Origin of the sequence: Neptuniibacter sp. QD37_11 (assembly GCF_047778105.1) — a bacterium.
In the GTDB taxonomy this organism is placed as follows: Bacteria; Pseudomonadota; Gammaproteobacteria; order Pseudomonadales; family Balneatricaceae; genus Neptuniibacter.
The window spans coordinates 1,788,515-1,803,633 of the sequence record NZ_CP180552.1; the positions used below are offsets into that span (position 1 = coordinate 1,788,515).

The 15,119-nt window shown below is 47.2% G+C and carries 1 protein-coding gene (cut by a window edge); it reads right to left on the reverse strand.

All coding sequences use genetic code 11. The features are described from left to right. Window positions 1-14,503, reverse strand: the beginning of a protein-coding gene (locus ACMXYT_RS08135; protein ID WP_415912192.1) for a Calx-beta domain-containing protein. Its footprint begins 19,943 nt before the window's first position; the window shows 14,503 of its 34,446 coding nt (coding positions 1-14,503); the start codon lies at window positions 14,501-14,503; its stop codon lies off the left edge, out of view. Window positions 14,504-15,119: the final 616 nt, after the last annotated feature.

Here is a 15,119-nt window from a genome sequence, read left to right on the forward strand (position 1 = left end):
TGAGCACTTGTGAGGTGGCGCTTGTAACACCCACTGCTGCTCCTGCAGCGTCTAGAGCAATGGTTATTGTTTCTGAAGTAGCAACTTCTGTACTGGCTGCTGTAATAGATATATCCGAAGCGGTAACTGAACTGCTCTCACCGATGTAAGCCAAGGTATTACCTTGGATGATCGCTTCGGTGACGGTAACTGCGACGGTTATACCTGCGCCTAAACCAAAATTCAGAGGCGCTGCTGTAGCGGTAAATGTTGAATTAGCATCAATATTTAGCGGTCCACCGGTAAGCATGACGTTGGTACCACCTAATGGAACCGTTCCTGCTCGTCCGCCGATATAGGCTTCTGTAGTTCGATCTACAGTGGCCATTACAATTGCACCAGATCCTGCACCACCAAGCGATAGCGCTACTGAGGTGACATCAGGTAAAGCGCTGGCAATAGAGTCGGCGGTGATATCCATCGCGCTAGCTGTGACGGTCATATCCCCATCAGCGTAAGCCCTAGTTGCACCACCAACACTGGCATTACCGTTAACAATGGATATACCCGCCGTTGTTGAAGCTGCTAAACCAAATGAAGTGGCATTAGCGATATGACTACTGTCTGCATCTATCTGAACCAGATTGCCTGCGGCAGTTAAAGTTGAATTCCGAGCATATGCTTCAACATCACTGTCAATGTCCGTAATAGCCGAAGCACCTGCGCCTGCGAGGCCGCCTAGGGCTACGGAGACTGAAACAACCGAACTGTTGGCATCAATCTCTTGAGTCGCATCTGAATCGATCAAGATTGTACCTGCACCCAATGCGGTAACAGAACTATCTTCTACTGCTGCTATCACGGTATTCGTGATGTAGTTCTCAGCCAGTGAAACACCAACGGAGGTACCTAATGCCCCCACCGATACGGCAAACGCAATAACATCGGCCTGAGCGTCGGAGATATCGTTAGCTGAGATAACGACATTACCTGCTGAAGTTATATTAGATCCATTGCTGACTCTTGAACTCACCGTTGAAGTGGATGTATTACGTGCAAAGCCTCCAGCCCCGGCCCCTGCAAAGCCGATTGAGATTGAAACAGAGACCGCAACAGAGGCAACAAATGCATCCAGATCAGATTCAGATTGAGCAAGTAAGGTGACGGTTCCTGCTTCAGAGGTTACATCTGAGTTATCTATTTCAGCTCGGGTAATGCTGTTATTGGTATTTTCAGAAGTCGCTGCAGATACCCCGACAGCCACACCTACGTAGGAACCGCTAACAGATAGTGTTACTGCTGCTGCATCTGAAGTCACAGACAGATCATCGACAGCGGTAACAATTACATCGCCACCTGCCTCAATGAAATGGGATCCGCTTGCATCCTCAATATAGGATTCGACCAAGCCGTCGACGGTATTTTCAGTTACAGCCGCACTAATGCCGGCTGCTAAAGAGAAACTACCTGATACGGCGACAGTAACAGAGGCTGCAACACCCAGTACATCAACATTAGCCTCAGATTCTGCCTCGACAGTGAGGGAACCACCGATATCAACTGAAGAGTTTTCGATGCCGGCCCGAACAGTGCCGCTATAGGTATTACTTGCAACAGAAGTCGATAATCCAACCGAGATTGCTACAGCACCGGAAGCCCCCACAGACACGCTGGCTGCAACAACATCAGTATCTATATTAGTGACATCTTTAGCACGAACCGTTAGATCCCCTGGTGCATCAAAAGTGCTGTTATTGGTAATCAATGATTCTGTAAGATTTGCGGCACTTACCGTCGCAACAGCAACACCAACCGATGCTGAAACAGCTGCACTGCCACTTGCAGATACACCAAGTGCTGCACCGACGGAGAATGTAACTACATCACTATCTGAACGGGCAGACAAAATAGTAGGCGCAGCAGAAGTTAAGTCGACATCAGAGCCAGAAATTATTGACTGAACAGATGTATCGAAATCAACCGTAGAAACCGCAACAGCTCCAGATAGAGCAACGGTTATATTGCCGCTGGCTGCAACACTCGCTGCTACAGCGACGGTCAAGGTATCTAAGAGCACTCGATCTTCTGCAGTCACAGAGAGCGTGCTCGCATCAATATCACTGTCGATGATGCTAGCAGCAATCGTATTACTCATGTTGCTGGTAACTGAAGCACCGCTACCTGCTCCTGATAGAGAGAAGTTGCCGCTTGCAGTAACTGATAAAGCCGCTGAAATACCTTTTGTTGTGACAGTTGCCCTATCTCCTCCTAAGAAAGATTGGGCATTAACGGTGACATTGTCTGCATCGATTGTAGAGCCTTGAATTGTGGCTAACAGGCCATTGGTTACATTGACGGTTGCTAAGCTCACAGAGATCGATACGTCGATCGCTGCAGTTGATGATGCCGCAACACCAATGGTTGCAGATACAACCAGCGTATCCACTTCACTAATATCTATTGCCTCAACTAAGACATCATCGGCAGAGGTTATGGTGGATGGGTTTATTACTGCTTCTGTGGTGCCACCAACGTTGGCAACGGATTCTACGACTGCGAAACTAACACCTACCGCTGCTGAAGAACCTGCGGCTAACGACAGTGTTGCAGCAACAGCTTTGGTTTCTATATCAGTGTCGTTAAATGCTAACACTGAAACTGTATTAGGATCTGTGATAGCTGAACTTCTAATGCTCGCAGAGGTTACCGTGTTCGAATTTAGCGTCGCTAACGTAACCGAGCCAGAGACACTGACTGCAGCTGTACCACTAGCAGAGGCTCCGATCGATGCTGCTACCGCTAAGGTGTCGATGGTGAGTTCATTGGTGGCCATCACAACTACATCAGTCGCATTGTTAATGGTTGCAGTATCAATAGTGGCTTCGACAGTATTGGCTAGCGTATTAGTAACTGCACTACCAGAACCAGACGCCCCGACGCTAACGGTACCACCACCGCCAACCGAAACAGAGGCAGCTACCGCATTGGCATCTACAGAGCCATCTGCAAGTGCTGATACATCAACTGTGCTGTTGGCAGTAATAAACGACCCATCATTAATTGCCGCTCTTAAGTCTGTATTGATGTCGTTATCCGCAATAGATACCGCAATTGCCGCTGATATTGCAGCACTACCGCCACTGCTAATGGCTATACCGATTGAGGCAGCAACTACCGTAGAGGTAACAGAGGAGCTATCTTCAGCATGAACGCTTAAGCCGTTGGTGCTGGTAACAGTACTGTTACTGATTCGAGCTGCCACAGTATTGTTCAGAGTATTCAAAGATGATGCGCCCGCACCTGCACCCGTGATCGCAATATCACCTGCAGCTAAAGATAAGCTAGCTGCCACACCCATAGAGAGAATCGACATCTGCGTATCAGTACCAACTGTTACGCTGCCGCCATTCACTGTTGAGTTGATAATGCCTGATTCTGTTACGCCACTTAGACTATTGGTAGCTAATACAACGGACACGCCTAGAGCAAAGGCTGCAGTGCTACCGACTGCGACTGAGGCTGATGCAGAAACCACCTCAGAATCTAGTGATGATGTATCTACCGCATCCACACTAACCGCACCTGTTGCATTTACAGTGCTATTTTCAATGACCGCTCTGGAAACACCGCTATGAATATTGTCTGCCGCTGCACCCGCGCCAGCGACTGTACCTGCCACATCACCCGATGCACCAACAGTGACAGCAACTGCAACTGTGGTGACATTCATCTGTAACGATGAGGTGAGATCTATATCAAGAAAGCCGCTACTAGTGACATCGGAATTAAGCACTCCTGCGGTCACTGCTGTACCCACATTGTTGATGGCGACAGCTGCTGATGCATCTAAACCAAAGGCGATTGAACCACTGGTTGCGGTAACACCTACACCAATCGATGTGCTAATTGCATCAATCAAACTACTGTTAGTAGCGCTAATTGTGACATTACCGGCATCAACAACCGCACCGTTTTGAATTACCGCTTCTACAGCACCATTGACTGTATTAGTAACGACCGCAACAGTGACAGATGCTCCAACAGCGATATTACCGCTGCTGGCATTTACACTTAAACTTGCTGCTAACCCTAAGGTTTCAATTGTTCCTGCTGAATCGGCATTGAGTATCAGATCTCCACCAGTTGATAGACTGCTGTTATCGATTAACGCTCTGGTTTGCGTAGAAATGACATTATCTGCTGTAGCTACGGTGACATTTAAAGTGATGGCACCATCACTGCTGCCTGTGACCGAAGCGCTTGCCGCAGCAACATCTGCATAGATCTCTGCAGCATTGGAGGCAGCAATATCAGTATTGCCGCCAATCGTTGCATCAGCACCGTTTACTAATCCTGCCTCGATAATATTACTAATGGTGTTCTGGCTGCCTGCACCACTACCCGTTCCACTGAGTGAATAGGAACCGCTAATGGTCACGCTGATGGCTGCTGATACTGCGACAGCCTCAATTGATGTATTGGATTCAGCATCTATATCCAATGCTGAAGCAGTAAGTATCGAGTTAGAAATTAGAGCTCTAGTTGTATTATTAATTTCATTATTGGCATTAGTGGCTGTGATATTTAAGCCACCCGAACTGCCAGATCCACTGACAGCGGCATTGATGCTAGCTGCCACTATGTCTGCAGTAATAGATGAGTTATCGATAGCTGATAAAACGAGTGATCCAGCTAGATCTACAACTGAACCTCCCTCGATCATCGCTTCAACTGTACTGCCTATATTATTGAAAGCTAAGGAAACATCTGCAGAGAAACTTGCGGATGTACCATTCGATGAAGAACTAATTCCCACCGATGCAGATACGGCTATGGCTTCGATACTCGCTTCTGAAAGTGCTGAAACCGTAGCGCCAGAAGAGCTGCTTGTTAGGCTAATATCGTTAATCGCCGCTCGGGCTGTATTGCTTATATCATTATCGGCTACGGCTACACCGATACTGCCAGATACAGAGGTATTATCAGAACTGATCGCCAAACTGAATGAAGCTGCCGCTGCATCAGCAACGATTAATGATTGATCCGTTGCTATAACAGATACTGGGCCAGCTACCGTAATTGTCGCGCCTGAATCAGCTACATCTTCAATTTCTGCAATGGCACTATTGCTGACGGTATTAAAGGTTAAAGCACCGGTTGCAGCAGCACTGATAGCATTATTATCACTAGATTGTGTGACTGATAACGCGACACCAAAGGCCAGAGTATCAATCTCAGCAGCCGTTAAAGCTTCAACGGAAAGCGCACTACCTGCATTTACTGAAGTCGAAGACAGAATTGCCTCTGTAGAGACATCGATCTCATTCACCGCGACGGAAACACCTAAGCCGACCCCAGCCTGAGAGCCGCTACCACTGCCAACGCTGATCGATATGGCTGCTGAACCTGCTGTAGCAGTAACAATACTTGTATCAGACGCATACAGGCTGACATCACCCGTTGCCACGATACTGCTAGGGTTGATGACGGCACTGATATCACCGGTAATGAAGTTGCCGGAACCGGAACCTGCCAACGCTAGTGCGCTTCCGTCATTTGCCAGTGCACCTGCAATACCTAAAGTGAAAGCATTGACTGTTGATGTGGAGGTCGCAGTAACATTAACGTTGTCACCCGTGGCATTAACGTTACGAAGTGCTGCTGTTGTATCTTTAGTGATAACGTTTTGCGCACCTGCGGCACCCGCTGCCGCTGCACCTAAATCACCGCCGCCTAGTGATAACGCTAAGGCACCTGCACCGGCATCGGCATTGATGTAACTGTTATCAGTAGCGGTAATATTTAGATCACCTGCACTCAACAATGATTGTGCTGCACCAGTGTTTGTAATACTTGCTTCGGTTGAAGCTAAAATGAAATTCCCTGAACCGGAGCCTGCACCAGCTAAGGCATCCGAGTCATTAGCAACTGCTGCGGAACCTGCAATGGTTAATGCCTGAATGCTGGATGAGTTAGTGGCGCTGATATCTACACCACCGGTAGCGCTAACTGGAGTATCTGTAACAGTCGCTCTAATGGTTTGTGTAACATCATTGACCGCTACAGAGGCGCCCACTGCACCAGCTGTACTTCCGCTGTTGTCATAAGCAAAAGTGGCACCACCTGAATCTGCTCTAATATCTGAGCTGTCTTCAGCATGCAGAGTTAAATTGCCATCGGTATCGACTGTCCCACTATCAATCTGAGCCAAGAGTTCGGTATCAACGACATTAACTGTGACACTGCCTGCGCCAGCGAACGTTATATCACTGGAATTGTTGTTATCGCTGTTACCTGTTTTGATTGCACCTGCAACAGCAATGGTGACCGTATCAAGGTTAGTAGCACCCGTTGCAGAAAGGGTTACGCCACCGGAATTCGACGTGAGATCATTACTGCCCAATGCCCTTGCCCAAACACTATTATCGATTACATTAACTGATACTGAGCCTGTGACACCGGCATCGGCACCATTGGTAATCGCTAAACCACCAATAATGTTGGTGACATTGGTTTCGTCCGCACCACGAAGTAATATGCCTTGATTTGCGGCTGCACCGGTATTATCACCATTGATAGTGGCTCCAGCACCTAATGTGGCATGGGTTTCACCGTCGAGTACAGCAACGCCAACGGATGCTGCGATACCAACATTGGTTCCACCGTCATTGTCTCCGTTCTCATTGCCGCCATTGTCCTGCCCTAATGAACCAGAGGCCGCAATAGCTAAAAGGGATACATCGTCATAACTGGTAGCGGTTACAGATAACCCATAGGCTGTTTCTGTGCCTTGATCGCCATTACTATCAAAGATGCCATCTCTTACAGACACCCCAGCTCCTTGGCCTAAAGATGTGACTTCGGCCCCCTCACCGATCACGGCATGGGTACGATCAATATCGACCAATACCCCAACCGAGATACCTACTGAAGAGCCACTCATGGATACCCCAAGGGTTCCCGCATAGCTTTCAATGGCTGTATGACTGTTAGCTGCAACCATCGCTGAACCTGTCGCGTTAACAACTACATTGCCTGCTTCAGGTGTTTCAGCATCCGGATCTTTACCTAAAACCGCACGGGTATCAGTCAGATTAACCAAAACATTTAGGCCGCCAGCGCCTGAAGTACTGTCCCCAGCACCAATATTGGCAGTTAATTGGAAAATATCCTCGGTACCATCAGCTTCAACGATCAAATCTCCGCCAGTGGTTATCGATGTAGGTACTAGAGCATTATCGGACGCATCTATTATCGCTTCAGTCGATTTGGTGATAACCGCTACGCCTAGGCCTATACCTACACCGGTAGCATCTTTACTGCCTGCCAGAGCACCAGCAAATGTTGAAAGAGTTGTATCGTCTGTTGCTCTTACAATCAGGTCGTTGCCAGAGCTCACAACCGCTCCGGCACCTATGCTCGCTTTAGTATTTAATACAAAGACATCAATCGCCGCAGATCCGGCACCTGCATCCCCACCAGATCCAATTGCAGCACCGGCAACGAGTGTGGTGACATCAATGCCGGTTTCGTTAAGTACTGGTGCGATGATTTCTAGAGGGCTGACAGAGGTATCTGCAATAACCGACAGATCTCCAGCAGAATCTATAGAAGTACCATCGCCAACGGTTGCAAGAGTGGTATTTTCAACAACGTTTACCCCGATCGCAGCACCAACACTGGTACCCTCATCCGATAAGGTTAGTGCGCCACCACCTGCTATATTCTGTAAACCTATATCCTGTCTGGCTTCAACGCTTAGATCGGTACCAGTCGTTGTAAGGCTCGCACCATCCGCGAGTGTAGCGCTAGTGTTACTGATAATGACATTAACACCTACGGAACCTGCCACGGCGGTATTATCATTCTCGCCTTTCTGAGTAGAGCCACTACCGGCCAGTGAGAGCAGTTTAAAGTCGTTACTTTCACCGCTTGGAGAGCCCGCCTCTATGCTGACGGACGCTGCGGTGATATCACTATTGCCAATAGATGCATGAGTATCTAATAATCCGACATTCACAGTGACGGCAGCACCTACTGTGGTTTTAGCATCATCAGCAAAGGCTGTGGCGATAGCTTGTGTATCTGCATCAGCATCGCTGGTTGCTTTGACGGTGAGATCGCCACTGGCATCGATAACCACGCCATCGCTAATAGAGGCATTAACTTCAGGGGCAATGACAGTAGCGCCAATCGCTGCAGCTACACGTACAGTACCACCTCGTGTTTGTTGTGATGCATCTTCACCCGTACCACCTTGACCACCCGGATTAGCGGTTTGTGATTCAGCGGTGGTATTTGCTCCTTCAACCTGGTCACCTGCTGTAGGTGCAGAAACCGAAGTGCCGGCCCGACTATTGGCATAATCGGTTTGATTACTTGTTTCCTCATCTGAGGTATTACCGCCGTCTTCTTCAGACTTCGATCCTTCTGAGCTGGCTTTAGCCACGGTTGTCGCATCAATTTCTGATAGCGCTACCACTGAAACATTACCAACACCGGTGTTGACGCTTCTTGCAAGTAAAGCATCGGTATTGTCTTCTACCCAGCCCATCGCAAAGGAGATACCCACGCCGGTTTCACCGCCATCGGTTTCCGCGTCAGCTTCCGTTTTTTGAGCCTCTAAGGTAGATGCGGAGATACTTAGATTACCTGAGACGTTAAGAGAGTCGCCGTTGGAATCAATCTGAGCTGATGTGTCGTTGTTTGCTACGCCTATAGCTACAGCGCCACCAAAGGCTATTCCATCGGAACCGGTTGCTTTAGAACCTGCTTTAGCGAGTGTCACCATGGTGTGATCACCCTCAGCAGAAACAGATAAGTTGTCTAACTGGCTAATGTCGCCACCTAAGATAGCGGCATTAGTATCATGTGCGCTGACATTCACAGCAACGGATAAGCCACCACCGCTGCCACCAGAGGTAGGGTCTCCAGGTAGTGCACGCGCTTCATTGCTAGTACTAGATTCAGCTTTAACGGTGACGTCACCAGTTGCTGTAACATCTGAACCATCACCTAGGGTTGCTGAAGTTGAACCGCTGGCTTCATTGATTGCTACGGAACCGGCAACACCAATATCACCACCACTCGCACCGGAGTTAGCTCGTGCTGATGAGGAGTGAGTTGATTCTGTAATTTGGTGAGAGCTGCCCGTACCTATACTAGTTAATTCTACGGCCTCACCTTTGAGAGCGTTTTCTTTGGTATCGGCAAGTTTGAGTCGGCCATTGCCTTCGATAATGGCATAGTAAGTATTGCCGTTAGTTAACCCACCAATATCGGTACCGCCACCATTGCTATAGACAATCTCATCGCCTGTATTAAGGCCCAACGTGTCTTGTAAGTGAATTTCGAAACGTTTTTCGTCTGGGTCAAAGTCGAGGTTATCTTTACCATCTCGCTCTAAACTATGATTATCCCCGCTACCCAATGATGTTAGATCGATTGCTGTACCGGCATTTGCATCAGCTTCAGAAGCAGCCAGTTTAACTTTGCCATCACCTACATCGATTACGTAATACTTAGTTGTGCCACCATCATCGGTTAGGCCACCTATGCTGGTATCACCGCCGTTGCTATAGGTAACTTCATCCCCAGTCTCTAAATCATCGATATCCCCTACATAGATAGTGTTTGCATCAACATCAACACTGATCGGTTCTTTAGGGGTGATATCGACATCTCGATCAGCCATTTCTGCAGTGACATTCACACTAGCTGCAGTAATATCGGCATACTCTATTAGAGAGCTATTACTGATATCGGAAGTGCTGAGTGCAACAGCGACACCTACGCTAGTACCGCCTTCATTTGTGGTAGCGCTACCATCGGCTTCCGATAGTGAATCAGCATTAGCGTAACTGTTTACATTGATATCGCCAGCTACGTTTATTGTGATTGGATCTAAAGAAGTGCCACCAATATAAGCGGAAGTTTGTGAATCACTAATATTGACCGAAATAGCTGCTGCAACGCTGATGGTACCTTCAGAGGTGGATGCATCGGGGCTATCGTTATCACCAGTGCCTTCATCACTATTGCTGCCTGCAAAGCTTCGTTGTGAGGCAACCTGATCATTAACGCCGTTATCATCCCCGCTATTTTCTACGCCATCATCCTGTTCAGCACCGCTTGAGCTGGCTTTAGCTGTCGTTCTTGAGGCATTGTTGCCTCGTGCCATCAACATCATGGCTCCGCCTGCTGTCAGATCCCTAGCGATCATAACGGCAGTACTATCATTGGCTGATACTAAGGCTAAAGAAGCACCGATTGCTGCATCAGAACCTTCAACGTCACCTTCTGCGTCAGCTGTGGTTCTGCTGGTTTGTTCGGCATTAAGGGTTAGACCTCCACTGAGATCAAGTAATGATCCGGCTTGGATATTTGCATTGGTATCATTGAAAGCTATGTTAAGCGCGACAACGGGAGTAATCGCTACACCACCTGCCGCACCTGCACGAGCAATAACCCATTGTTCATAAGTACCATCAGCATCCAGTGTTAGATCAGATGCGCCTGTAATACTGACATCTAGAGCAAGTTCAGATAAGGTATCGTTATCACTGACATTCAAAGCGACTGATGCGCCAATACCTACACTTTCACCACCTGCATTTTCTAATGGCAACGCCATAGCGGAATGCTCAGTGACTGATTCACTATTAAGACTGACAGCACTGTTATTCAGCATGGTAACGCTGCTATCCGCAGCGATTAAGGCGGAAGTCGTTACATCTACAAGGTTAATTGCCAAAGAGCCTGCAACACCTACATCACCACCACTCGCACCAGATGTAGAACGTGCTGTTGTACGATGAATCGATTCGGTTAACCTGTGATTATCTCCAGTACCAGATCCAGTCACCTCAATCGCATTACCTGCAAAAGCATCTTCACGCGATTCAGCTAGCTGAATCTCATCACCAATTATCAGGTAATAGGTTTTACCGTCTGATAGCCCGGTGATATCACTACCACCGCCATTGTGATAAGTAACTTCATCACCGGTAACATAGCCCTGTGGTGCTTCAAATTTGAGCTCGTATTGAGGGTTGAAGGTGATATCTTCTTCACCCGCGCGTTCGAATGTGTGCTCGGTGCCACCACCTAATGAGGTTAAGTCTATAGCAGTGCCATTATTGGCATCGGTCTCATTTAGGGCTAGCTTGTATTTACCATCACCGGCATCGATCAGATAGTAAGTAGTGCCATCAGTTAGCCCGCCAATTGCGCTGCCGTCATCGTCTTGCTGATAAGTAACTTCATCAGCGGTTTCTAAACCTTCTACGCCTTCGAGCAATATTGTGTCTGCTGCCAGATCGACCACAGTGCTAGAACTAATATCGCTGCTGCGTTCTGACATCAAAGCATTTACTGTCAGTCCATCAGCACTGACAGTGGCTCCGGTGTCAACGATAGAACCATCACCAACCGATGATAAATTTAGGGTGTCTGATTTATTGATTGCAACGGCAGCACCAACACTTACACCACCATCTGTAGATGTCGCACTTGCATCAGCTATAGCGGCAGAGTCACTGTTAGCACGTGAAGTTACCGATAAGGCGCCAGTTGATGAAACGACTGCACCATCGGCTATCAAAGCGGAGTAATTGGCTTCACCTAAATTGATTGAAATTGCAGCTGCAACACTGACACTGCCATCTGATGTTGAGGCATCAGGTGTTTCTGAACTGTTAGTTGAACCAGAGTCGGTTCTACTGTCAGCTTGGGTATTTGCAAAACCGAGTTGCTGAGCGTTTTGATCATCCACACCATCAGGATTGGAACCATCGTCCTCTTCAGCTCCAGCAGCACTGGCTTCAGCACGAGTTCTAGAAGCTGTTGCGCCCTGAGCTAGCAACATCACCTGCCCGCCAGATGAGATAACATCACGCAAGATTTGTGCTTGAACGTCTTCTTCGGCAATGGTCAGCGCTAAAGAAGCACCGAGACCAACCGAATCACCCTTTGTATCACCTGCTGCATGGGTACTTGTCACGCTGGTATGATCAGCGGTTAAAGAGAGATCGCCTGCTAGATTAAGTGTATTACTACCCGCTGAAATCTCAGCGATGGTTGAGTTTCGTGCAATTGAGATCGCAACTACAGGAGTAAGTGCTGTCCCTCCTGCTGCACCACCAATTGCTTTGGTATCCATAAAGTAGGAGCCAGTAGCATTAGCGTCAATCGCGGCTACATTGCTCAACAGCGCATCTTCTACAGCAGCTCGAGTTACAATGTCTGAGATGTTTACTGCGACAGATGCACCTAGACCAGTACCTTCACCACTGTTGCTATCACCATCATCGGTGTCATTACTATCGCCGTCGCCTTCAACATCAGCTTTGGCAAGTGCGTTAGATTTCACGGCTGAGAGCGCATTCAACGATAGATCGGTTGATCCCAGATCTAGTGTTGCACCCGATTCAACCGTAGCTTCGACTCTCGCTGTCACAGCATTAACGGCTAATGATCCTGCGACGCCAAGATTCCCGCCACCAGAGCCTGATTCGGCTTCAGCTTCAAAGCTATTATCGGCATCTAGAGTTGCACTCACTTCAATTGCATCGGCAGAATAACTGCCAGCACCATCTAGATAAGCAAGGCTATCAACGGTTGCGATATTTAAAGCAACCGCGATACCTACACCTGGTGCAGCAGCCCCAGTATTAGAGCCATCAGCTGTTGCGGTTACAGTGTCAATTGAAGTTGCATTAACATCGATGTTGGCATCTGTAAGGCTGGTATCGGTGGTGATACTGCCGCTTGTTTCGATGTAAGCAGCGGTTAGATTATCAACCAATGTTAGTGCTAAAGCGCCAGCAAAATCGACATCACCCTCTGCTGTACTGGCTCTGTCTGAATTGTCACCATCGTTGTTAGGATCTTGTAGCGCACTTTCTGTCTGGTTACCGCCGCTGGTATTTTCTTCTGAACCACCTTGAGTTGAAGTAGCTTTGGTGTGAACTTGATTGGTTGTTGTTGCGCTAACGTTAACTTTTTCTGCTGTGCTTCCGAGTATTGAAGAGCTGCCGTCTATGTAAGCCTTAGTTTCAGTGAAAACTAAACCCATCGCTAAAGTGGCACCCGAATCACCGAGAGAACCATCAGTTTCACTGTTTACTTCAACATCTGTGCTAGCAAGAATATCGACATCACCACTGATATTTAGGGTACTAGCGCCGGAAACATGCGCTTTAGCACTTGAATCTACAACAACAAGAGAGATTGCCGCATCTGCTTCGCTATCGTTATCCCCTGCAGTTGCTGCATCAGTTTGGTCGCTGCTTACCGCGGTGGTCGCTTCAACCATCAAACTATTGGCTGTGATTGCTGTATCAAGAATATTAACTTCAGCACGTGCTCGGGCATAAACACCAACACCATCAATACCTGCACCTAATAGATCTGCAGGTACAGCATTTACAGGCGAAGAAGCTTGGGCACGAAGAACAACAGCAGAGCCACTAACTACGGCTGATGAAAGGTCTATTTTTGCGTTAGGGTCTGAAAAATATAAACCGCTAAGGTCGATAGGAAGCTCAATATCTTCAACTGCATCTAATGGGCCTGTAAATTCATCATACAGATCCCCTACTGTTTCGATCGTACCTTCATCAGATGCGGTTGCTGTAAGCGTAATATCCCCTGCAGTAAGCGAACCTGTAACAATAATCTCTTCGGCATCTACGGTTAAATCTACACTGCCAAGATCGAGATTAGTTAACGTAATAGTATCGTTACCATCGCCACCATTGATGGTTAATGAATTGAGTGGTGCAAGGAACGTTGTATCCTCAAACGTAGTACCTGTTAAGGTATATTCACCTAGAGCTAAACCATTACTTAACTGGGCATCGTAATCATCCCCAGCAGTCAGATCGAATATGACATCTGATAAGGTGCCAGTAGCCGTAATCGGTTCTAAGCCTACGTAAGTGATCAGGTTATCATCTAGAGCTACCGTACCTGAATCTGGCCCTGTCGGTGTGAATACGACATTTTCGTAGTCCCCCCCTTCAATCACTAAGCTATCGAATCCTCCATCACCGCCGTCAATAACGCCGCTTAAGCTACCGTCAGGCAAAAAGGTGAAGGTATCTTCGTTATCAGCTGAACCTGTAAGATTTTCGACATTACTGAACTGAAGATTGCCATTTAACGTACCAGTATTAGAGCCGGTGATCTGCCAATCACTGTCAGCAGTTGGACCAACAAGGACATCATTACCTGCTCCACCTTCAAAGGTGATTACAATTCCAGGTGCTGCAGCTTGGTCAAAATCGATACTCAGACGATCATCTAGGTCAGAACCGGTAATAACGACATCGCCTACTTCACTTAATAGGCGTTCAGCGAGTAATACCGGTGTATCTCCAGAGGTATCGAAAAGCTGTAAAATCGGTGGTGTAGCTAGCTCTTCGAAAAGCTTGAGGGACAGATCACTTGCTGTATCCGGATCTGCGACAAATGACAGTGGGTCAGCTGATAATAACAAACGTGGCTCAACTGGCTCACACATGATTCGACCTACCACTTTAGAGGTAGGATTTTGGATAAAATGAGGCCGTTTTGTTTTGTCCCGCATAGGAGACTGATGGCGGAATAATCTACCACAGAATGCACTGCATCTGTCTTTCCAACTCCGTCTGTTCCCCTGCGTTGATCTTGCACTTTGGCCTGCGAACGGAAAAGCCATTTTCAACTCTCCATAATGTTAGGAAAGATCCATGATTGGACTGACCCTATATATGGCAAGATCTATACCACCCCATATAAATCAGAGAGTTAATGGAACAACAGTCCCTTTTGTTTGATTTGCATTAGCGAACTAATTGGATCAGGTTGATTTTTGTGTCACAAACGAACACTTTAAATGACATTACAAGTTAACTATCTGTATTTATTGGTTATTTATTAAAGCAATAACTGTCTCATATTTAAGAATCTTGAATAGAAAAGATAATCAAACAATTGTTTAAATCTTTTAAAGATTAATTGACAGTAAGTCATTTGGCATCAATGCTTATTTACGGAAGGAAATCATCGAGCAATATAATAAAACCAATATTAAGCCATGGCTTTTGGCCTATGGTGTAAGCTTCATGGGCTTTTCAATTTCGTCTTAAGTTGTTTTA